Source organism: Streptomyces sp. NPDC006552 (assembly GCF_040611655.1).
In the GTDB taxonomy this organism is placed as follows: domain Bacteria; phylum Actinomycetota; class Actinomycetes; order Streptomycetales; family Streptomycetaceae; genus Streptomyces.
Window position 1 is genome coordinate 74887 of sequence record NZ_JBEXOS010000025.1, and the last position, 21031, is coordinate 95917.

The window sequence follows — 21031 nt, forward strand, 5'->3', positions numbered from 1 at the left end:
AGAGTGACCGGGGCGATCGGAGCAATCGGGCTTGCCGAGCCTGCCGGGCAATCGGAGCGACCGCGGCGGTCAAGCGTGCCGGCCTGCCGCCCAACCGGAGTGACCGAGGCGGTCGAGCCTGCCGGGCCAACCGGGGCGACCGAGGCGGTCGAGCCTGCCGCCCAACCGGGGTGACCGGGACGGTCAAGCTTGCCCAGCCCGCCGGCCAGCCGAGGTGATCGGGGCGGTCGAGCCTGCCGCCCAACCGGGGTGACCGGGACGGTCGAGCTTGCCCAGCCCGCCGGCCAGCCGGCGTGACCGGGGTTGCCGGGACAGCCCGGCCGACCGCTCCCTCCAGACAGACCCGGCCCAGCCGTCCCCCTCCATTCAGCCGCACCGCGCACCCCGCCCCACCGACACCACCGGCGCGCATGCCGCACACCCCATCCCCCGCACCCCACCCTCGACCCGTGCCCTCCGCAACCCGTCTCGTCACCACTCTCGCGCTGGCCTCCGCCCTCGCGTCCCCGCTGCTCCCCACGGCCTCCGCTGCCTCAGCCACCCGCACCGCTCCCACCACCGCAGCCACTGGGCCCGCACCCGCGCCCACCACCTCCCCCACCCCCCAATGCAACGCCCCCACCTGGACCCTCACCACCCACACCCCCCTCCCGCCCGACAACCCCTTCCACGCCTACGCCGCCAACGGCTACCTGGGCATCCGCGTCCCACCCACCGGCACCGGTTACGCCGCGCCCGGCGCCCCGGACGCCAAGACGGGCTGGCCGCTCTACACGCACCCCTACGACGGCGCCTTCGTCTCCGGCCTCTACGCCCGCGGCCCCGCCCGGACCGCGCACCGCCAGGCGCTGGCGGCCCTGCCGACCTGGACCGCCCTCGACGTGCGGGCGAACGGCGAGACCTACGGCCCGCGCAGCCGCGTCCGCGACTACCGGCAGAGTCTCGACCTGCGTTGCGGCATCATCCGTACCTCGCTCACCTGGCTGCACGGGAACGGCCGCCGCACGGGCCTGACGTACGAGGTGCTGGCGGACCGGGCCCGTCCGCACGTCGGCGCGGTCCACCTGCGGGTGACGCCGCACTGGAGCGGCCGGGTCACGGTCACGGACCGCGTCGACGCCGCGGGCGCCCGGCGGCTCGCGCCCCGCGGCGCGGGCCCGGCGGGCAAGTGGACCATGGCGGCGGACTTCGTCACCGACGGGACGCGGACGAACGGCACGGTGGCCTCCACTCTGCGCGCACCGGGCCGCGTCCGCCCCGCCCACCGCAGCCCCGCGGCCATGGCCACGACCCAGACGGCGGACTTCACGGCCACCGGCCGGAGCAGGGCCACCCGCTCCGAACCGGATGCCGCTCCCGGCTACGACGTGTTCAAGTACGTAGGCGTGGACACCGCCCTGACCTCGCGTTCCCCGCACGCGGACGCGGTCCGCGCGTCCCGGCGCGCGGCGGCGGCCGGCTGGGCGGCGCTGAAGGACGAACACACCACCGCCTGGCGGAGACTGTGGGCCTCGGACATCGAACTCCCCCACCGCCCCACCCTGCAACAGCAGGTACGTGCCGCCCAGTACGGCATCCTGGCCTCGCTGCGGGCCGGTTCGGCCGACAGCATCGCGCCGACGGGCCTGAGCAGCGACAGTTACGCGGGCATGGTGTTCTGGGACGCGGAGACGTGGATGTTCCCCGCGGTGCTGGCCACGCACCCCCGGCTGGCCGAACCCGTCCTGGACTACCGCTACCGCACCCGCGGGGCGGCGGCGGACAACGCGCGCAAGACCTCCGTGAGCGGACTCATGTACCCCTGGACCAGCGCGAGTTCGGGGAAGCTGTGGAATGAGTGCCAGAGCTGGTACCCGCCGCACTGCGTCCTCCAGAACCACCTCCAGGGGGACATCGCCCTGGCGGCCTGGCAGTACTACCAGGCGACGGGCGACCGCGCGTGGCTGCGCCGGAAAGGCTGGCCGCTGCTGGAGGGGCTGGCGCGGTACTGGACGTCACGGGTGACGAGCAACGCCGAGAAGTCCGGCGGGACCACCTACTCGATCAAGGACGTCGCGGGCCCGGACGAGTACAGCAACGGCGTGGACGACGGCGTCTACACCAACGCCGTCGCCGCGACGGCCCTGCGCGCGGCGGCCCGCGCCGCGCGCCTGACCGGCCGGCGCCCCGACCCCGCCTGGACCCGCATCGCGGCGGGCCTGCGCATCCCCTACGACGCCGGCCGCAAGGTCTTCCTCCAGTACGAGGGCTACGCCATCGACGGCGAGGGCAGCGACATCAAGCAGGCGGACGCCGTGCTGCTGCTGTACCCGCTGGACTGGCGCCCGATGCCGCCGGGCGCGGCGGCCGCGACGCTCGACCACTACGCGGCGCACACCGACCGGGATGGCCCCGCGATGACGGACTCGGTGCACGCGGTCGCGGCGGCGGCGATCGGTGAGCCGGGCTGTGCGACGTACACGTTCCTGGAGAGGGCGTCGCGGCCGTTCTTCCGCGGTCCCTTCGGTACGTTCTCGGAGGCGCGCGGGGAGAAGGCGGGCGCCGGGGACGCGCTGGCGGGCTCGCCGGCGCAGGACTTCCTCACCGGCAAGGGCGGCTTCCTCCAGGTGTTCACGCACGGCCTGACCGGACTCCGGCTCCGGGACGACGACGCCGTGCACCTGGACCCGATGCTGCCCCCGCAACTGTCGACGGGCGTCACGGTCAGGGGCCTCCAGTGGCGCGGCAGAACCTACGACGTGGCGATCGGCGCCGAACGCACGACGGTGCGCCTGACGTCCGGCACCCCGTTCACCCTGGACACGCCGGAGGGCCGTACGCGGGTGACCCCGGCCGGGGTCACGCTGCGGACCCGGCGCCCGGACCTCACCCCGACCACCGACCTGGCGCGCTGCCGTCCGGTGACGGCGACGTCCGAGGACCCGGGCCAGTACGCGACCGCGGCGGTCGACGGCAACCCCGCCACAACCTGGCTCCCGTCCCACCCCGGCGCCACCCTGACGGTGGACCTGGGCACGGCGCGCCCCCTCTTCCAGGTAACGGTGACGGGCACCCACGCCTACCGAACCGAGACCTCGACGGACGGGAATCGGTGGCACCGCTTCATGCCGGGAAGGACGGGACGGTTCGTACGGGTGACGGAGACGGGGGCGGGGGTGGAGGGCATGGGGGAAGTGGTGGTGCGGTAGGGGGAGTTGCAGGCGAGTCTGCCTGGACCCGCCCCGCTAACCCCGCCCCGTCGACGCGAGGCACGCTCGGTGCAGGCGCGGGGGAGCTGGGAACGAAAGGGTGATCTCGCCGTCGTGGTTCTCGTGGCCCGGACCTCACCGAGTCGCTACGGTTGAGCCATGCCCGCACCGCCCGACCGGATGCGCCCGCCCCGCGCGGAAGGCTGGTTCGCGGAAGACCTGGACCGGCTTCCGGAAGCACCGCGCCACACCGAGCTGTGGCTCTTATGGAACAGGCGCCCGCCGATGTAACGGTCGGGCGGGAGATGACCATCAGACTCGATCAACGCAATCGGCCCGAGCCGGATCTGTTGGTGACGACGGCCGACCATCCGGCTACACGTTGAAGCGGAACTCCACCACATCCCCGTCCTGCATCACATACTCCTTGCCCTCCATGCGCGCCTTGCCCGCCGCGCGGGCGTCCGCAACCGAGCCCGTCTCCACCAGGTCGTCGAAGGAGATGACCTCCGCCTTGATGAAGCCCTTCTGGAAGTCCGTGTGGATGACGCCGGCCGCCTCGGGGGCCGTGGCGCCCTTCTTGATGGTCCAGGCGCGGGATTCCTTGGGACCGGCCGTCAGGTAGGTCTGCAGGCCCAGGGTGGTGAAGCCGACGCGGGCCAGGGTCGCGAGGCCCGGCTCCTCGGCACCGACGGACTCCAGGAGCTCCATCGCGTCCTCCTCGTCGAGCTCCGCGAGATCCTGCTCCAGCTTGGCGTTGAGGAAGATCGCCTCCGCCGGGGCGACCAGCGCGCGCTGCTCTGCCTTGAAGGCGTCGTCGACCAGTTCGTCCTCGTCCACGTTGAAGACGTAGAGGAACGGCTTGGTCGTGAGGAGGTGCAGGTCGTGGAGGAGTTCCTCGTTGCCGCTGCCCTGGACGATGCCCTTCGAGAAGAGGGTGTCGCCCTTCTCCAGGATCGCCTGGGCCTCCTCGATCGCCTTCACCTTCGGCACGACGTCCTTCTTGATCCGCGACTCCTTCTGCAGCCGCGGCAGGACCTTCTCGATGGTCTGGAGGTCGGCGAGGATCAGCTCGGTGTTGATCGTCTCGATGTCGTCCTTGGGCGAGACCTTGCCGTCGACGTGCACGACGTTCTCGTCCTTGAACGCGCGGATGACCTGGCAGATCGCGTCCGACTCACGGATGTTCGCCAGGAACTTGTTGCCCAGGCCCTCGCCCTCGGACGCACCCCGCACGATGCCCGCGATGTCGACGAAGTCGACCGTCGCCGGGAGGACCTTCTGCGAGCTGAAGATCTCCGCCAGCTTGGTGAGGCGGCTGTCGGGGACGCCGACCACGCCCACGTTCGGCTCGATCGTGGCGAACGGGTAGTTGGCCGCGAGCACGTCGTTCTTGGTCAGGGCGTTGAACAGGGTCGACTTGCCGACATTGGGCAGACCGACGATTCCGATCGTGAGCGACACGTTGCGACTTCCCGTACGTGGTGGGCGCTGATGGCCATGGACTGATGGGGGTGGGCAGTCCACCAGTCTACGGCCTGGCCGCACCCCGCCCGGCGACCCGTCGAACACCCGAGCGGCTGCCGCCCCGCCCACAGGCGGCCACCCGTACGGCCCGGAGCCGGCCCGGAAGAACCGTCCGACAGTCAAGCTCGGCCAAAGTGCGTGTCCCACGGCCTATTCCGCACATAAGCCCACCTATGTTGGGCGGGTGGAGCAACCCAGGACGCGTCCCCCGCAGCCCCGCCCCCGCCGCACGGCCCCGCTGCCGCCGCAGGCGCAGGGCGGCAGAGCCGCGCGCGCCGGGGCCGGGACCGTCCACCGGAGCGCCCGCCCGGGGCGCCCGCTGCCGCCCGTCGTGCTCGCGCTGCGCCGGTTCCCGAACCCGCGGCTGACCGGTCTGGGCAGCGGCCTGTTCTGCACCGCCGCGATGCTGGTGCTCGGCTTCCTGGACGAGCTGCTCCTCGGCGGCGCGGCCGGCGTGTACGGCGTGCTGTTCGTGCTCGTCAGCGGCCTGACCGCGGCGTGGGTGCGCAAGGCGGACCTGGTGACGGCGCCGGTCGCGGTGCCGATCGCGTTCGCCGTCGGGGCTCTGCCGATCGCCGACGGCGGGGGCGGGCTCGGTGCGCGGCTCGCCGGGGTCTTCACGACCCTCGCCCTGAACGCGGGCTGGCTCTACGCCGGCACGCTCCTCGCCGGCCTGATCGTGGCCGCCCGCCGGGTGCGGCTGGTGATCCGCCGGGCGGCGGCCCAACGGCGCGCCGGTCGATCCGCGACCACCTCCCCGCGCGGACGCACCGCGTAGAGCGACCGTCTTCCCACGCGGGCGCCCCGCGTAAAGGCGGAAAAGCGAGCCCCCGCCAGCCGCCCTACCCCTACCCCTACCCCCGCGACGCCGCCATCGCCGCCCCCACGATCCCCGCATTGTTCTGCAGCTGCGCCGGCACGATCTCCGCCTTGATGCCCTCGATCAGCGGCAGGAACTTCTGCGCCTTGCGGCTGACGCCGCCGCCGATGACGAACAGGTCCGGCGAGAAGAGCATCTCGACATGGGCCAGGTACTTCTGGACGCGGTGCGCCCAGTGCTCCCAGGACATGTCGTGATCCTCCTTGGCCTTCGTGGAGGCGCGGCGCTCCGCGTCGTGGCCGTCGAGTTCGAGGTGGCCGAGCTCCGTGTTGGGGACCAGGACACCCTCACTGAACAGGGCGCTGCCGATGCCGGTGCCGAAGGTGAGCAGCAGCACCGTCCCCTTGCGGCCGCGCCCCGCGCCGAACTGCATCTCGGCGACGCCCGCCGCGTCCGCGTCGTTCAGGACCGTGACGGGCAGGCCGTCCAGCTCCGCGCCGAGCAGGGCGCGCGCGTCGACGTCGATCCAGCTCTTGTCGACGTTGGCGGCGGTCTTGATCGTCGTGTAGCCGGTGACGACGCCCGGGAAGGTGACGCCGACCCGGTCGGGGCGGGCGTCGAAGCTGTCGATGACCTCTTTGACGCCCTTGGCGACCGCCTCGGGGGTGGCCGGGTGCGGGGTCAGCACCTTGTACCGCTCCTGGGCGAGGTCGCCGCGCTCCAGATCGACCGGGGCGCCCTTGATCCCCGATCCGCCGATGTCCACACCGAAGATCTCCATGGGAACCACCGTACGACGACGGGGGCCGGCTTCACCGGCCGACGCGGGAACCTTCCAGCAGCGCGGCGGCCTCGGCGCGCAGGTCGCGGCGGAGCTCCTTGGGCAGCGAGAACGTGATGGACTCCTCGGCCGCCTTGACGATCTCCACGTCCGCGTAGCCGCGCTGCGCCAGGTACTCCAGGACCTCCTCGACGAGGACGTCCGGGACGGAGGCGCCGGAGGTGACGCCGACCGTGGTGACGCCGTCGAGCCAGCTCTCGTCGATCTCGCTCGCGTAGTCCACGAGGTGGGCGTCCTTCGCGCCGGCCAGCTTGGCGACCTCGACGAGCCGGACGGAGTTCGAGGAGTTGCGCGAGCCGACGACGATGACGAGGTCGGAGTCGGCGCCCATCTGCTTCACGGCGAGCTGGCGGTTCTGCGTGGCGTAGCAGATGTCGTCGCTGGGCGGGGAGACGAGGCCGGGGAACTTGGTCTTCAGGGCGTCGACCGTCTCCATCGTCTCGTCGACGGAGAGCGTGGTCTGGGAGAGCCAGACGACCTTCTCGGGGTCGCGGACCTCGACCTTGGCGACGTCCTCGGGGCCGTCGACCAGGGTGATGTGGTCGGGGGCCTCGCCGGAGGTGCCGATGACCTCCTCGTGGCCCTCGTGGCCGATCAGGAGGATGTCGAAGTCGTCGTTGGCGTAGCGGATCGCTTCCTTGTGGACCTTGGTGACCAGGGGGCAGGTCGCGTCGATGGTGGCGAGCTTGCCGCGCTCGGCCTCCTCGTGGACGGCCGGGGCGACGCCGTGGGCGGAGAACATGACGATGGCCCCCTCGGGGACCTCCTCCGTCCGCTCGACGAAGACGGCGCCCTTCCGCTCCAGGGTCTGCACGACGTACTTGTTGTGCACGATCTCGTGGCGGACGTAGATGGGAGCGCCGTACTGCTCCAGGGCTTTCTCGACGGCGATCACGGCACGGTCCACACCGGCGCAGTAGCCCCGGGGGGCGGCGAGCAGGACGCGGCGGGAGCCAGTCGTAGCAGTCATGCCCCCATCGTAAGGCCGCGCCCAGGAGGCCGAGGATCTCCCGTCTGGGGAGACTGGAGGCCCGCGAGCAACGGAGGCATCATGTCCGCACCAGCCGGCCCCGAGGTCCCGGACGGCGCGCTCCGCCGGGACCTGGGCTTCCGGGACCTTGTCGTCTACGGGCTGCTCTTCATCGCCCCCATGGCGCCGGTCGGCGTCTTCGGCACCCTGGACGCCAAGTCCCACGGCGCCGTCGCGCTCGTCTATCTCGTGGCGACCGTGGCGATGGCGTTCACCGCATTCAGCTACGCCCAGATGGTGCGGGTCGCTCCCCGAGCGGGTTCGGTGTACGCCTACGCGCGCGTGGGGCTCGGGAAGGGGCCCGGGTTCATCGCGGGCTGGATGGCGATGCTGGACTATCTGCTGATCCCGGCGGTGGCGTACCTCTTCTCGGGGATCGCCATGAACGCGCTGGTGCCCTCGGTGTCGCGCTGGGTGTGGACGGCGCTCGCGGTGCTGATCACGACCTTGCTGAACCTGTGGGGCGTCCGGGCCGCGGCCCGGGTCGGTTTCGCGGTCCTGGCGCTGGAGATCGTGGTGCTGCTGGTCTTCGTGGTCTCGGCGGTCGTGGTGCTGGTCCGGGACGGCGCGCAGCGGGACTGGCTGTCGCCGCTGACGGGGGACGGCACGCAGGGCGCGTTCGCGCTGTCGGCGGTGGTCGGCGCGGTGTCGGTGGCGGTCCTGTCGTATCTGGGCTTCGACGCCATCGCCACGTTCGCGGAGGAGGTGACGGGCGGCTCGGCGAAGGTGGCGCGGGCGGTGCTGTTCTGTCTGGCGTTCACGGGTGTGCTGTTCGTGGTGCAGACGTACCTGGTGGCGCTCCTGGAGCCGGTGACCTCGGCGCAGCTGGCGGCCGATCCGGGCAAGCAGGGGTCCGCGTTCTACGACGCCGTGGATGTGTCGGTGGGCGGGTGGCTGCACGATCTGGTGGCGGTGAGCAAGGCGATCGGCGCGGCGTTCGCGGCGCTGGCCGGGCAGGCGGCGGCGGGCCGGCTGCTGTTCGCGATGGCCCGGGACCGGCGGCTGCCGAAGGCGCTGTCGCGGACGAACGCGGGCGTGCCGCGCGCGGCGCTGCTCATCGCGGCGGTGATCACGCTGGTGGCGGCGGTGTGGGCGGCGCGACGCGACGACGGGATGGACCACCTGGTGTCGGTCGTCGACATCGGCGCCCTGACGGCGTTCACGCTGCTGCACGCGAGCGTGGTCGGCTACTTCGCGGTACGCCGCCGGGGGGAGGCGCTGAGCTGGTGGCGGCACCTGCTGGTGCCGGTGCTCGGTGCGGCGATCACGGTCGCGGTGATCGTGGAGGCGTCGAAGGCGGCGCAGGTGGTCGGCGCGGTCTGGCTGGTCGTGGGGCTCGTGGTGCTGGTGGTGCAGCGGGGGCGGGCGGCGGACCCGGCCGCGTAGCGCGCCGCCGGGACGGCCGGCCGGGCGGAAGTACCCACGTGCCCCACCTGGCTGTCGGCGGCGGCGACTACCCTCGCGGCATGGCTGCCAACACGTCCCCGGACGCCCCGCTCCCCGTGGGCGAGGTCTCCCGTCTCATCGGCGGATGGATCGACCGGCTCGGCGCCGTGTGGGTCGAGGGCCAGATCACCCAGCTCTCCCGCCGGCCCGGCGCCGGTGTGGTCTTCCTGACGCTGCGCGATCCGTCGTACGACATCTCGGTCGCGGTCACCTGTTTCCGGCAGGTGTTCGAGGCGGTGGCGGACGTGGTGCGGGAGGGCTCGCGGGTCGTCGTGCACGCGAAGCCGGAGTGGTACGCGCCGCGCGGGCAGCTCTCCCTGCGGGCCGCGGAGATCCGCCCGGTCGGTGTCGGTGAGCTGCTCGCGCGCCTGGAGCAGCTGAAGAGGTCGCTCGCCCAGGAGGGGCTCTTCGCCGCCGACCGCAAGAAACCGCTGCCGTTCCTGCCGCAGCTCATCGGGCTGGTCTGCGGCCGCGCGTCGGCCGCCGAGCGGGACGTGCTGGAGAACGCGCGGCACCGCTGGCCCGCGGTCCGTTTCGAGGTGCGCAATGTGCCGGTGCAGGGTGTGCACGCCGTGCCGCAGGTCGTGCAGGCGGTCAAGGAGCTGGACGCGCGCGACGACGTCGACGTGATCGTCGTCGCGCGGGGCGGCGGCAGCGTGGAGGACCTGCTGCCCTTCTCCGACGAGCAGCTGATCAGGGCGGTGGCCGCGTGCCGCACGCCCGTGGTCTCCGCGATCGGCCACGAGCCGGACAGCCCGCTGCTCGACCTGGTCGCCGACGTGCGCGCCTCGACGCCGACCGACGCGGCGAAGAAGGTGGTGCCGGACGTCGGCGAGGAGTACGAGCGGGTGCGCGGGCTGCGTGACCGGGCCCGGCGCAGCGTCGAGGCGTTCCTCGACCGCGAGGAGCGGGGGCTGGCCGCGGCCGTCTCCCGGCCCTCGATACAGGACCCGCACCGCATGGTCGACGAGCGCGAGGAGCAGGTCGCGGCGCTCGCCCAGCGGGCCCGCCGCACCCTCGGCCATCTGCTGGACCGCGCCGAGTCCGATCTGACGCACACGCACGCGCGCGTGGTCGCCCTCTCCCCCGCGGCCACGCTCCAGCGCGGCTACGCGGTCCTGCAGAAGGCGGACGGGCACGTGGTCCGGGCCCCGGCCGAGGCGGCGCCGGGCGAGCGGCTGCGGGCCCGGGTCGCGGAGGGTGAGTTCACCGTGGACGTCGCCGCGGACGGCGATGCCCTGACGGCCGGTGGCGCCGCCCCGAAGGACAGCTCCGCCGCGCCGGCCGGTGCCGCCCCGGCGGAGCGCACCGAAGACCCCACCGAAGAAGTCCGGGACGACCGGGCGTGAGGACGGACGACACCACGATGACGACGACGAAGACGGCCGACGAGGCCCTCGGCTACGAGCAGGCACGGGACGAACTCATCGAGGTCGTACGCCGTCTGGAGACCGGCGGCACCTCCCTGGAGGAGTCCCTCGCCCTGTGGGAGCGGGGCGAGGAGCTGGCGAAGGTCTGCCGCCGCTGGCTGGACGGCGCGCGGGCCCGGCTCGACGCCGCGCTGGCCCAGGAGGGCGACGGCGAGGCCGCTGCCGAGGAGGAGTGAGCCGGGAGTGAACAGATTCACCCAGGGTTTGGTTGAAAGTTGAACCGCACTGCGCGTACTGTCGGCACCGCGGCCGATCCGGACGGATCGGATCACCCCCGGCCGCCACGTCCGTACCGAGAAGGTTGATCGATGTCCCTCGTTCTTGACCCCGCCGCCCAGGACCTGCTCTTCCGCGAGGCCCGCACCGCGAACAGCTTCACCGACGAGCCGGTGACCGACGAGCAGGTGCAGGCGATCTACGACCTGGTCAAGTTCGGCCCGACCGCCTTCAACCAGTCGCCGCTGCGCATCACGCTGGTCCGCTCCGCCGAGGCCCGCGAGCGCCTGGTGCCGCTCATGGCCGAGGGCAACCGGCCGAAGACCGCCACCGCCCCGCTGGTCGCGATCCTCTCCGCGGACAACGAGTTCCACGAGGAGCTGCCGGCGCTGCTCCCGCACTTCCCCGCCGCCAAGGACGCGTTCTTCTCCGAGCGCCCGGTCCGCGAGCAGGCCGCGCTGGTCAACGCCACGCTGCAGGCCGGCTACTTCATCGTGGGCGTGCGCGCCGCCGGTCTGGCCGCGGGCCCGATGACCGGGTTCGACTTCGCCGGCGTCCAGAAGGAGTTCCTGGACGACGACCACACCCCGCTGATGATCATCAACATCGGCAAGCCGGGCGAGGACGCCTGGTTCCCGCGCTCCCCGCGCCTGGAGCTGGACCAGGTCATCACGACCGTCTGAGTTCCCGCGCGTACGGAAAAGGCCCCGGCAGCCACTGCCGGGGCCTTTTCCGTGTGCCTGCGGGTCAGGTCGGCTCCCTAGGAGTCCTGGGCGGCCGTGTCCCGCTTCATCTCCAGCGCCCCGGCCATCTCCGCCAGCCGGTCGAAGTCCGCCGTGCCGGTCACCAGCGTCGTGGCGCCCTTGCTCTTCAGCACCAGGGCGTCGTACTCATCACCCCGGTAGCGCTGCCACTTCTTGCCGTCGATGGTCTGCGTGCGCGAGGTCTCCTCGGCGCCCTGGCTGGCGTCGTCGATGAACCGGACCGGCTTGTCGGTCGACTGCTCGACCGCGACGTATTCACCGTCCGGGTCGAGGAAGCCGAGGTGCCACGCCTCGTTCGACTCGCCCTGGTAGCGCACCGAGGTCGGCTTCCACGCCTTCGGCAGCCCCGTGGGGGCGGCCACCGGGTACGAGGCCGCGCGCCGGGCGGTCAGCAGCTCGATCCGGTAGTCGACCCGCTTGACCGGCGTCTCCTTGGAGGCGTCGTGCGGGATGAACGCGTACGCGACACCGGCCGCGACGACGCAGACGCCGAGCGAGAGGACCAGGCTGCCGACCGTCTTCTTGCCATTTCTTCCTGCCACGCGCCCCATCGTCGCAGGTCCCCGGATGATCTCCGGCGGGAGGTCCCGCAACCCGCCGCCGGGCACGCGCCGTCCCGCTCATCCGTGGGGCGGGCTGCTCAGATTGTCATACGGACGATAGAGTCACCCCACAAACCCTCATCCGGCCGTCGTCGTATCCCGGTGAAATCCCGGAACAGAAAGGTGCGTCTCGATGACCGAGCATCACCAGCTTCCGTCCGAACTCGAGGTCCCCTCCGAGGCCCCGGACCGCAACCTCGCCCTGGAGCTCGTCCGCGTCACCGAAGCCGCGGCGATGGCCGCCGGCCGCTGGGTCGGCCGCGGCGACAAGAACGGCGCGGACGGCGCGGCCGTGCGGGCCATGCGCACCCTCGTCTCCACCGTGTCGATGGACGGCGTCGTCGTCATCGGCGAGGGCGAGAAGGACGAGGCGCCGATGCTGTTCAACGGCGAGCGGGTGGGAGACGGGACGGGCGCCGAGTGCGACATCGCCGTCGACCCGATCGACGGCACCACGCTCTGCGCCAAGGGCATGCCGAACGCGATCGCGGTGCTCGCCGCCGCCGACCGCGGCACGATGTTCGACCCGTCCGCCGTCTTCTACATGGACAAGCTGGTGGCCGGGCCCGAGGCGGCCGACTACGTCGACATCAACGCGCCGGTCTCGGTCAACATCCGCCGGGTCGCCAAGGCGAAGAGGGCCTCGCCCGAGGACGTCACCGTGGTCATCCTGGACCGGCCGCGCCACGAGGGCATCATCAAGGAGGTCCGCGAGACCGGCGCCCGGATCAAGCTGATCTCCGACGGCGACGTGGCGGGCTCGGTGCTCGCGGTGCGCGAGGACTCCGGCGTCGACCTGCTCCTGGGCATCGGCGGCACCCCCGAGGGCATCATCTCGGCCTGCGCGATCAAGTGCCTGGGCGGCACCATTCAGGGCAAGCTGTGGCCCAAGGACGACGCGGAGCGGCAGCGGGCGCTCGACGCGGGCCACGACCTGGACCGGGTGCTCTCCACGAACGACCTGGTCTCCGGCGAGAACGTGTTCTTCGTCGCCACCGGCATCACCGACGGCGAGCTGCTGCGCGGGGTGCGCTACAGTTCGGAGACGGCGACGACGTCGTCCTTGGTGATGCGCTCCAAGTCCGGCACGATCCGGCAGATCGACTCCCAGCACCGGCTGAGCAAGCTGCGGGCGTACAGCGCGGTCGACTTCGACCGGGCCAAGTAGCACCCGCCCGGCCGGCCCGCGGACGCGGTCGGGGGCGCCCTGCCCAGAGCGCCCCCGATCACGTACGTACGCGCGTTATCCGGCGGCCGCCACCGGGGGGGCCGCCTTCTGCAGTTCGACCTCGCGGCGGCGTCTGCGGGCCAGCACCACGCGGCGCTCGGCGGCGGTGAGGCCGCCCCACACGCCGTACGGCTCCGGCTGGAGCAGGGCGTGCTCGCGGCACTCGACCAGGACCGGGCAGCGGGCGCAGACCCGCTTGGCCGCCTCCTCGCGGGAGAGCCGCGCGGCGGTGGGCTCCTTCGACGGGGCGAAGAAGAGGCCCGCCTCGTCGCGCCGGCACACGGCCTCCGTGTGCCACGGTGCGTCCTGGTCCCTGTCCCCCACGGGCACCCGCTGGGGCGGTACGGCGGCGACCTGCAGGGACTGATGCGGCGGATGCAGCACGGTCTACTCCTGACGACGGCTTACGACGGCTTTCGCGAGCGAGAGACGATGCAGCAAGCTCTACCCGCTGTGTCGGCGCCTATGCACTGAGTTCCGAAGCACGGAAGTCCCCCTGTTCACAGGCCAGTTCGCCGTCGGTACGCGGCCGGTCAGTCGAGGTGCTTGCGCAGTTGCTTGTCGACGTACCGGCCGACGTAGCGGTGCAGGTCCTTGATGATCCTGCCGCGCTTGGGGCGGGCCTCGATGTTGCCGAGGACCGCGACGCCCTCGACGTGGACGACGGGCGCCGCCGGGTCCGTCGCCTCCAGGGTGTCCACCTCGAAGTTGCCGAGGACGCCGCCGCCGCTGCCGCGCAGCGAGATGTTCTCGGGGACGCGGATCTCCACGTTCCCGAAGACCGAGACCGCGCGGATGTAGACCTGCGGGTGCTCGAAGATCGCCTCGCTGAGGTCGATCTCCACATTGCCGAACACGGCGTACGCGTGCGTGCGGCGGCCCACGCGCCAGCGGCCCTTGCGGGTGGTGGCACTGAACACCGCCACCAGGTTCTCGCTCGGGACCGCCGGGATCGTGCCGGGCGCCGCGAGGTACGGCGAGGGGCCCGCGGCGGCGGGACGGGGTGACTGCGCGCTGGGCAAGTCCCTGACCAGCGGCTCCAGTTCACCCACCGTCTTGGCGCGGTAGACACTCTCGATCCGCTCGGCGTGCTCGTCCGCGTCGAGCCGGCCCTCGGCGAGCGCCTCGCGCAGGATGTCCGCGATGCGGTCGCGGTCGGCGTCGGAGGCGCGCAGGTCGGTCGGCTCCGCCGCGGGGGCGCTCTGCTGGGGGCGCTTGTGAAGGTCCACGGCAGCAGCGTACCCAAACGCGATAGATCGCGACTAGGGGCTGTGGACGGTCGGTCCCGGCCGGCCCCGGCCGACTGAGCCTTACCTCACAGCCGCGCCGCTCCGGCCAGGTCCTACGCTGGATGCGCGCTGCCGATGAATGCCAGCCGCTGTCTGCCGAGTGAGGAATGGGCGAGATGCCTGAGTTCGCGTACACCGATCTGCTCCCCCAGGGCGAGGACACCACGCCCTACCGCCTGGTGACCTCCGAGGGCGTCACCACCGCCGAGGGGCCGGACGGCCGTACGTTCCTGAAGGTCGAGCCCGAGGCGCTGCGCACGCTCGCCGAAGAGGCGATCCACGACATCCAGCACTACCTGCGCCCGGCCCACCTCGCGCAGCTGCGCCGCATCGTGGACGACCCGGAGGCGTCGGGCAACGACAAGTTCGTCGCGCTCGACCTGCTGAAGAACGCGAACATCGCGGCGGCCGGCGTGCTCCCGATGTGCCAGGACACCGGCACCGCGATCGTGATGGGCAAGCGCGGCCAGCACGTGCTGACCGAGGGCGAGGACGAGAAGGCGCTCTCCAAGGGCATCTACGACGCGTACCAGAACCTGAACCTGCGGTACTCGCAGATGGCCCCGCTGACCATGTGGGACGAGAAGAACACCGGCTCGAACCTCCCCGCCCAGATCGAGCTGTACGCGACCGACGGCGGCGCCTACAAGTTCCTCTTCATGGCCAAGGGCGGCGGCTCGGCCAACAAGTCGTTCCTCTACCAGGAGACGAAGGCCGTCCTGAACGAGGCCTCCATGATGAAGTTCCTGGAGGAGAAGATCCGCTCGCTGGGCACGGCCGCGTGCCCGCCGTACCACCTGGCGATCGTCGTCGGCGGCACCTCCGCCGAGTACGCGCTGAAGACCGCCAAGTACGCCTCCGCGCACTACCTGGACAACGTTCCGGCCGAGGGCTCGGACCTGGGCCACGGCTTCCGTGACAAGGAGCTGGAGGAGAAGGTCTTCGAGCTGACGCAGAAGATCGGGATCGGCGCGCAGTTCGGCGGCAAGTACTTCTGCCACGACGTGCGCGTGGTGCGCCTGCCCCGGCACGGCGCCTCCTGCCCCGTCGCCATCGCCGTCTCCTGCTCGGCCGACCGGCAGGCCGTCGCGAAGATCACCGCGGAGGGCGTCTTCCTGGAGCAGCTGGAGCGGGACCCGGCGCGCTTCCTGCCCGAGACGACCGACGAGCACCTCGACGCGGGCGACGTCGTGAAGGTCGACCTGAACCAGCCGATGGACGCGATCCTCGCCGAGCTGACCAAGTACCCGGTCAAGACCCGCCTGTCGCTGACCGGCCCGCTGGTCGTGGCCCGCGACATCGCGCACGCCAAGATCAAGGAGCGCCTCGACGCGGGTGAGGAGATGCCGCAGTACCTGAAGGACCACCCGGTGTACTACGCGGGTCCGGCCAAGACCCCGCGGGGCTACGCCTCGGGCTCCTTCGGGCCGACCACGGCCGGCCGGATGGACTCCTACGTGGAGCAGTTCCAGGCCGCCGGCGGCTCCAAGGTGATGCTCGCCAAGGGAAACCGCTCGCAGCAGGTCACCGACGCCTGTGACGCGCACGGCGGCTTCTACCTCGGCTCCATCGGCGGCCCGGCCGCGCGTCTGGCGCAGGACTGCATCAAGAAGGTCGAGGTCGTCGAGTACGAGGAGCTCGGCATGGAGGCCGTCTGGAAGATCGAGGTGGAGGACTTCCCGGCGTTCATCGTCGTCGACGACAAGGGCAACGACTTCTTCCAGAACCCGGCCCCCGAGCCGACCTTCACGCACATCCCGGTCCGCGGCCCCGGACTGGCCTGAGCGCGGCCGGGCCACCGCCGGACGGGCTGTGTCGCCGGGCCCGTCCGGCGTTGCTCCGGGAACACCTCGCCGCGGCCCCGTGCTGTACGAGGTATGACTGACTACCGGATCGAGCACGACTCCATGGGCGAGGTGCGGGTGCCCGCCGACGCGAAATGGCGGGCCCAGACCCAGCGCGCCGTGGAGAACTTCCCCGTCTCCGGGCAGCGCCTGGAGCGCGCCCACATCGAGGCACTGGCCCGCATCAAGGCGGCGGCCGCGCAGGTCAACGCGGAGCTGGGCGTCCTGGACAAGGACATCGCGCGGGCCATCGTGGCGGCGGCCGCCGAGGTCGCCGAGGGCCGCTGGGACGCGCAGTTCCCGGTAGACGTTTTTCAGACAGGATCCGGCACCTCGTCCAACATGAACATGAACGAGGTGCTCGCCACGCTGGCCACCGAGCGCCTGGGCCGGGACGTCCACCCGAACGACCACGTCAACGCCTCGCAGTCGTCGAACGACGTCTTCCCCTCCTCGATCCACATCGCGGCGACGGCCGCCGTGACCCACGACCTGATCCCGGCCCTCGAGCACCTGGCCGCCGCCCTGGAGCGCAAGGCGGCCGAGTTCGCGGACGTCGTGAAGTCGGGCCGCACGCACCTGATGGACGCCACCCCGGTGACGCTGGGCCAGGAGTTCGGCGGGTACGCGGCGCAGGTCCGCTACGGCGTCGAGCGGCTCACCGCCTCGCTGCCCCGGCTGGCCGAACTGCCGCTCGGCGGCACGGCGGTGGGCACCGGGATCAACACCCCGGCCGGTTTCTCCGCCGCCGTCATCGCCGAGGTCGCCCGGGCCACCGGGCTGCCGCTGACCGAGGCCCGCGACCACTTCGAGGCGCAGGGCGCGCGCGACGGGATCGTGGAGACCAGCGGGCAGCTGCGCACCATCGCGGTCGGCCTGACGAAGATCGCCAACGACCTGCGGTGGGCGGCGTCGGGCCCGCGCACCGGGCTCGCCGAGATCAACCTGCCGGACCTGCAGCCCGGTTCGTCGATCATGCCGGGCAAGGTCAACCCGGTCATCCCCGAGGCCACCTTGATGGTCGCCGCGCAGGTCATCGGCAACGACGCGACGGTGGCCACCGCGGGCGCGGCCGGCAACTTCGAGCTGAACGTGATGCTGCCGGTCATCGCCAAGAACGTGCTGGAGTCGGTCCGGCTGCTCGCGAACGTGACCCGGCTGCTCGCCGACCGCACCGTCGACGGCATCACCGCCAACCGCGAGCGGGCCCGCGAGTACGCCGAGTCCTCCCCGTCCGTCGTGACGCCGCTCAACAAGTACATCGGCTACGAGGAGGCCGCCAAGGTCGCCAAGAAGTCGCTCGCCGAGCGCCGCACGATCCGCGAGGTCGTCCTGGACGGCGGGTACGTGGAGCGCGGCGACCTGACCGAGGAGCAGCTCGACGAGGCGCTGGACGTCCTGCGGATGACCCGCCCGTGACATCGCGGGCCCCGAGTGGCCGGATGGCGCGTTCCGTGACCCGCGCCGCGGCGACGTATGCCAACGGCACCTAATATCTGCCCATGACAGACGCGGGCCGCAGCGACGGCGTCAGTGGCGGGCGATGGGTGCCCGGGGAGCCGATCCTGTGGCGCTATCGCGCCAACGGGAGCGAGGGCTTTCACATCTGTCGGCCCGTCACGGTCGTCCAGGACACCGCCGAGCTGCTCGCCGTGTGGATGGCGCCCGGCACCGAGTGCGTGAAACCGGTCATGGCCGACGGCACCCCCGTCCACCGCGAGCCGCTCGCCACCCGCTACACCAAGCCGCGCGCCCTGCGCCGCGACCGCTGGTCGGGGGCGGGCGTGCTCAAGCTGGCGCGGCCGGGCGAGCCCTGGTCGGTGTGGCTGTTCCGGGAGCCGGACTGGACGTTCCGCAACTGGTACGTGAACCTGGAGGAGCCGCGGGCGCGGTGGTCCGGGGGCGTCGACTCCGAGGACCACTTCCTGGACCTGTCGGTGTACCAGGACCGCAGCTGGCGCTGGCACGACGAGGACGAGTTCGCCCAGGCGCAGGCGGCGGGGCTGATGAGCGCCGCGCAGGCCGCCGGGGTGCGGGCCGCGGGGCGCCGGGCGGTCGCGGTGATCGAGGCGTGGGGGCCGCCGTTCTCGGACGGCTGGCAGCACTGGCGCCCCGATCCGGCGTGGCCGGTTCCCGGGCTGCCCGCCGACTGGGACCGTACGCCCGCGCACGTGTCCTCATGAGACCCTTGATGCGCCCCCGGGGGTAAAACGTAGGATCGTCCTCCGCAACAGCGCACAGTGCCGCGAAGAGATGCACGAAAACGTGGTTCGACAGCAACTCTTCGCGTGTCCAATACGTCTGACATAGGTCTGACACGATGTCACCGAGGTCATCGAGGGGCGGCGGGACCGTGAACGTGGGTGCAGCGCGCAGGTCGAGCGGGACGGACGGGTCCGGTCCCGCGCGTCTCGCCGCGCCCGCGCCCACCGCCGCCGCCGGGTGGCCGGTTGCGGCTGTCCGCGGCCGGGGCCGGACCGGCCGACCGGGAAATTCCGTTCCCGGGGCACGTGTTCCGGGTATCGGGACTCCTGCGGGACGAACCGCGCCAGGTCGTGCGCGACGCGGACTTCGAGACCACCGGGGAGGGGACGGACGCGTACGCTCTCGCGAGCGCCGTCGCCTCACCCGAGCACGAGCTGTTCCCCCACTGCCGGCGCACCGGCCAGTGACACGGCGCGCAGCCCCGGACGGACGGATTCGACACGCGTGACGGAGCACCCGACCTCCCACGAAGGCCGCCACCACGGCACGGCGGCCCGCCCCGCCGATCCCCGCGGGGCCCTGCGGCGTACCCCGCAGGCCTCCGTGGCCCCGGCGGGCGACGGACTGCCGCAGCAGCCGCGCCGCTCCCCCGCACCGACTCCCGCCCCGGAGGCGGGTCCGGCCGACGCCGAGCACTCCCAGCCGCGGTCGCCCTCGCCCGAGCCGGTGCGGCCCCCGGGCCCGCCGGAGGGCGGTGAGCGGCGCACCGGCCTGCCGCGTCCGGCCGGGCAGCCCACGGCGATGCGCCGCGACGGCGACCGGCTGCGCTTCGTCGGTGCCGCCACCCGGCGGATCGCGCGCGGCATCGACCTCGACGAGATCGTGATGGGGCTGTGCCGGGCGACGGTGCCGACGTTCGCCGACGCGATCCTGGTCTACCTGCGCGAGCCGCTGCCGGTCGGCGACGAGCGCCCGACCGGGCCGATGGTGCTGCGGCTTCGCCGTACCGACCGGGTGCCCGACGCCATGGAGGACACCGACGGCGGACCGGCCGCGACGGTCGTCGTGCCGCCGATCGAACTGGCCCCGGACAGCGTGGAGTTGTGCGAGGTGCGGGCCGGGGGCTCGCTGGCCGAGGTGCTGCGCGGCGTACGGCCCGTCTTCGCGGACTCGCCCGCGGCGCTCGCCGCCCTGCCCGAACTGCTCGGCGGTGAGCGGGCGGTGCCGACCGGGCGCCGCGCGATCCTGGCGCCGCTGCGGGGGCGGCGGCGGGTGATCGGCGCGGCGGTCTTCCTGCGCCATCCCAACCGCCCGGCGTTCGACGGCGACGATCTGCTGGTCGCGGGTCAGCTGGCCACGCACAGCGCGCTCGGCATCGACAAGGCCGTCCTGTACGGGCGCGAGGCGTACATCGCGGACGAGTTGCAGCGCACGATGCTCCCCGAGACGCTGCCGCGCCCGACCGGGGTGCGGCTCGCCTCCCGCTACCTCCCGGCGGCCGAGACGGCGCGGGTCGGCGGCGACTGGTACGACGCGATCCCGCTGCCGGGCAGCCGGGTCGCGCTGGTCGTCGGGGACGTCATGGGCCACTCCATGACGTCGGCCGCGATCATGGGCCAGCTGCGCACGACCGCGCAGACCCTGGCCGGGCTCGACCTGCCGCCGCAGGAGGTGCTGCACCACCTCGACGAGCAGGCGCAGCGGCTCGGCACGGACCGGATGGCGACCTGCCTGTACGCCGTGTACGACCCGGTCTCGCACCGCATCACCATCGCCAACGCCGGGCACCCGCCGCCCGTCCTGCTCCACTTGGGCGGGCGCGCCGAGGTGCTGCGGGTGCCGCCCGGGGCGCCGATCGGCGTGGGCGGCGTCGACTTCGAGGCGGTCGAGCTGGACGCCCCGGCGGGCGCCACGCTGCTGCTGTACACCGACGGTCTCGTCGAGTCGCGGCTGCGGGACGTGTGGACCGGGATAGAGCAGCTGCGCGAGCGGCTCGCGGCGACCGCGCAGCTGACCGGCCACGACCATCCGCCGCCGCTGGAGGCGCTCTGCGACGACGTGCTGGACATGCTGGGTCCGGGCGACCGGGACGACGACATCGCGCTGCTTGCGGCCCGGTTCGACGGGATCGCACCGAGCGATGTCGCGTACTGGTTCCTGGACCCGGAGGACGCCGCGCCCGGCCGGGCGCGGCGGCTGGCCCGCAGCGCCCTGGCGCGCTGGGGCCTCGAAGAGATGACGGACTCCGTCGAGCTGCTGGTGAGCGAGGTCGTCACCAACGCGGTGCGGTACGCCTCCCGGCCGGTGACGCTGCGGCTGCTCCGTACCGACGTGCTGCGCTGCGAGGTCGGTGACGACGTGCCGCAGCTGCCGCGCCAGCGCCAGGCGCGGGCCACCGACGAGGGCGGGCGCGGCCTGTTCCTGGTGAACCGGCTGGCCCGCCGCTGGGGCGCGACCCGGCTGAGCACGGGCAAGGTCGTCTGGTTCGAGCTGGCCCGGCCGGGTGGTGGGGGCTGACGCGGCCCACCTGCCGCACGACAGAGGAGCCTTCTCGGACGGCTTCAGGATGAACGTGTTGCCGCACGCGATGGCGATCGGGAA

Annotated in this window: 18 protein-coding genes and 1 pseudogene; 13 read left to right on the forward strand and 6 right to left on the reverse strand. The window is 72.4% G+C overall.

Annotated features, from left to right (window positions below):
• Positions 1 to 410 precede the first annotated feature (410 nt).
• Both ABZY33_RS16920 and ABZY33_RS16925 read left to right on the forward strand, forming a co-directional pair.
• Positions 411 to 3188, forward strand: coding sequence for a glycosyl hydrolase family 65 protein (locus ABZY33_RS16920; RefSeq protein WP_356492344.1), 2778 nt, complete (start codon positions 411 to 413; stop codon positions 3186 to 3188).
• 159 nt (positions 3189 to 3347) lie between these two features.
• Positions 3348 to 3550, forward strand: a pseudogene (locus ABZY33_RS16925) (Uma2 family endonuclease); the annotation flags it as partial.
• A gap of 13 nt (positions 3551 to 3563) precedes the next feature.
• On the opposite strand, the gene ychF reads toward ABZY33_RS16925, so the two are convergent.
• Positions 3564 to 4652 (reverse strand): redox-regulated ATPase YchF, encoded by a 1089-nt coding sequence (ychF, locus tag ABZY33_RS16930; RefSeq protein ID WP_356492345.1) that lies wholly within the window; start codon positions 4650 to 4652, stop codon positions 3564 to 3566.
• A gap of 247 nt (positions 4653 to 4899) precedes the next feature.
• On the opposite strand from ychF, the gene ABZY33_RS16935 reads away from it, so the two are divergent.
• The gene (locus ABZY33_RS16935) at positions 4900 to 5493 is read left to right on the forward strand and encodes a DUF6542 domain-containing protein (RefSeq protein WP_356492346.1); all 594 of its coding nucleotides are present in this window, start codon (positions 4900 to 4902) and stop codon (positions 5491 to 5493) included.
• Between the two features lie 76 nt (positions 5494 to 5569).
• Here ABZY33_RS16935 and ppgK read toward each other — a convergent pair whose 3' ends face one another.
• Positions 5570 to 6316, reverse strand: coding sequence for a polyphosphate--glucose phosphotransferase (gene ppgK / locus ABZY33_RS16940; RefSeq protein ID WP_356492347.1), 747 nt, complete (start codon positions 6314 to 6316; stop codon positions 5570 to 5572).
• Between the two features lie 31 nt (positions 6317 to 6347).
• Positions 6348 to 7346: a 4-hydroxy-3-methylbut-2-enyl diphosphate reductase gene (locus ABZY33_RS16945; protein ID WP_356492348.1), complete on the reverse strand. Its 999-nt coding sequence runs from the start codon at positions 7344 to 7346 to the stop codon at positions 6348 to 6350.
• Between the two features lie 81 nt (positions 7347 to 7427).
• Here ABZY33_RS16945 and ABZY33_RS16950 point away from each other — a divergent pair, with 81 nt between their 5' ends.
• From ABZY33_RS16950 to ABZY33_RS16965, 4 genes are all read left to right on the forward strand, one after another.
• Positions 7428 to 8792, forward strand: a complete 1365-nt coding sequence (locus tag ABZY33_RS16950; RefSeq protein WP_356492349.1) for an APC family permease — start codon at positions 7428 to 7430, stop codon at positions 8790 to 8792.
• 80 nt (positions 8793 to 8872) lie between these two features.
• Positions 8873 to 10201: an exodeoxyribonuclease VII large subunit gene (gene xseA / locus ABZY33_RS16955; RefSeq protein WP_356492350.1), complete on the forward strand. Its 1329-nt coding sequence runs from the start codon at positions 8873 to 8875 to the stop codon at positions 10199 to 10201.
• A gap of 17 nt (positions 10202 to 10218) precedes the next feature.
• Complete coding sequence (locus ABZY33_RS16960; protein ID WP_356492366.1) at positions 10219 to 10458, forward strand: exodeoxyribonuclease VII small subunit; 240 nt, start codon at positions 10219 to 10221, stop codon at positions 10456 to 10458.
• A 132-nt stretch (positions 10459 to 10590) separates the two neighbouring features.
• Positions 10591 to 11181, forward strand: coding sequence for a malonic semialdehyde reductase (locus ABZY33_RS16965; RefSeq protein ID WP_356492351.1), 591 nt, complete (start codon positions 10591 to 10593; stop codon positions 11179 to 11181).
• Between the two features lie 77 nt (positions 11182 to 11258).
• Here the strand turns inward: ABZY33_RS16965 and ABZY33_RS16970 are convergent, their stop codons facing one another.
• A complete protein-coding gene (locus ABZY33_RS16970; protein WP_356492352.1) occupies positions 11259 to 11804 on the reverse strand; it encodes a DUF4245 domain-containing protein in 546 nt (181 codons plus the stop codon).
• Between the two features lie 193 nt (positions 11805 to 11997).
• Between ABZY33_RS16970 and glpX the strand changes: the two genes are divergently transcribed.
• The gene (gene glpX / locus ABZY33_RS16975) at positions 11998 to 13032 is read left to right on the forward strand and encodes a class II fructose-bisphosphatase (protein WP_356492353.1); all 1035 of its coding nucleotides are present in this window, start codon (positions 11998 to 12000) and stop codon (positions 13030 to 13032) included.
• A gap of 75 nt (positions 13033 to 13107) precedes the next feature.
• Here glpX and ABZY33_RS16980 read toward each other — a convergent pair whose 3' ends face one another.
• Together ABZY33_RS16980 and ABZY33_RS16985 are read right to left on the reverse strand one after the other, a co-directional pair.
• Positions 13108 to 13476, reverse strand: a complete 369-nt coding sequence (locus ABZY33_RS16980) for a WhiB family transcriptional regulator (protein ID WP_356492354.1) — start codon at positions 13474 to 13476, stop codon at positions 13108 to 13110.
• 149 nt (positions 13477 to 13625) lie between these two features.
• Positions 13626 to 14321 (reverse strand): DUF1707 domain-containing protein, encoded by a 696-nt coding sequence (locus tag ABZY33_RS16985; protein ID WP_356492355.1) that lies wholly within the window; start codon positions 14319 to 14321, stop codon positions 13626 to 13628.
• Between the two features lie 176 nt (positions 14322 to 14497).
• Between ABZY33_RS16985 and ABZY33_RS16990 the strand changes: the two genes are divergently transcribed.
• From ABZY33_RS16990 to ABZY33_RS17010, 5 genes are all read left to right on the forward strand, one after another.
• Positions 14498 to 16165 carry a fumarate hydratase gene (locus tag ABZY33_RS16990; protein ID WP_356492356.1) on the forward strand — a complete coding sequence of 556 codons (1668 nt, stop codon included), beginning with the start codon at positions 14498 to 14500 and terminating at the stop codon, positions 16163 to 16165.
• Between the two features lie 93 nt (positions 16166 to 16258).
• Positions 16259 to 17644 (forward strand): class II fumarate hydratase, encoded by a 1386-nt coding sequence (locus ABZY33_RS16995; RefSeq protein WP_356492357.1) that lies wholly within the window; start codon positions 16259 to 16261, stop codon positions 17642 to 17644.
• 83 nt (positions 17645 to 17727) lie between these two features.
• Positions 17728 to 18408 (forward strand): DUF402 domain-containing protein, encoded by a 681-nt coding sequence (locus ABZY33_RS17000; RefSeq protein ID WP_356492358.1) that lies wholly within the window; start codon positions 17728 to 17730, stop codon positions 18406 to 18408.
• Between the two features lie 327 nt (positions 18409 to 18735).
• Positions 18736 to 18897, forward strand: coding sequence for a hypothetical protein (locus tag ABZY33_RS17005; RefSeq protein ID WP_356492359.1), 162 nt, complete (start codon positions 18736 to 18738; stop codon positions 18895 to 18897).
• A gap of 37 nt (positions 18898 to 18934) precedes the next feature.
• Positions 18935 to 20947, forward strand: coding sequence for a SpoIIE family protein phosphatase (locus ABZY33_RS17010; protein WP_356492360.1), 2013 nt, complete (start codon positions 18935 to 18937; stop codon positions 20945 to 20947).
• Positions 20948 to 21031: the final 84 nt, after the last annotated feature.

Coding starts and splice junctions, on each gene's coding strand:
- ABZY33_RS16920 (WP_356492344.1), top strand. CDS start 411: ATGCCGCACACCCCATCCCCCGCACCCCACCCTCGACCCGTGCCCTCC.
- ppgK (WP_356492347.1), bottom strand. CDS start 6,316: ATGGAGATCTTCGGTGTGGACATCGGCGGATCGGGGATCAAGGGCGCC.
- ABZY33_RS16945 (WP_356492348.1), bottom strand. CDS start 7,346: ATGACTGCTACGACTGGCTCCCGCCGCGTCCTGCTCGCCGCCCCCCGG.
- ABZY33_RS16950 (WP_356492349.1), top strand. CDS start 7,428: ATGTCCGCACCAGCCGGCCCCGAGGTCCCGGACGGCGCGCTCCGCCGG.
- xseA (WP_356492350.1), top strand. CDS start 8,873: ATGGCTGCCAACACGTCCCCGGACGCCCCGCTCCCCGTGGGCGAGGTC.
- ABZY33_RS16960 (WP_356492366.1), top strand. CDS start 10,219: ATGACGACGACGAAGACGGCCGACGAGGCCCTCGGCTACGAGCAGGCA.
- ABZY33_RS16965 (WP_356492351.1), top strand. CDS start 10,591: ATGTCCCTCGTTCTTGACCCCGCCGCCCAGGACCTGCTCTTCCGCGAG.
- glpX (WP_356492353.1), top strand. CDS start 11,998: ATGACCGAGCATCACCAGCTTCCGTCCGAACTCGAGGTCCCCTCCGAG.
- ABZY33_RS16990 (WP_356492356.1), top strand. CDS start 14,498: ATGCCTGAGTTCGCGTACACCGATCTGCTCCCCCAGGGCGAGGACACC.
- ABZY33_RS16995 (WP_356492357.1), top strand. CDS start 16,259: ATGACTGACTACCGGATCGAGCACGACTCCATGGGCGAGGTGCGGGTG.
- ABZY33_RS17000 (WP_356492358.1), top strand. CDS start 17,728: ATGACAGACGCGGGCCGCAGCGACGGCGTCAGTGGCGGGCGATGGGTG.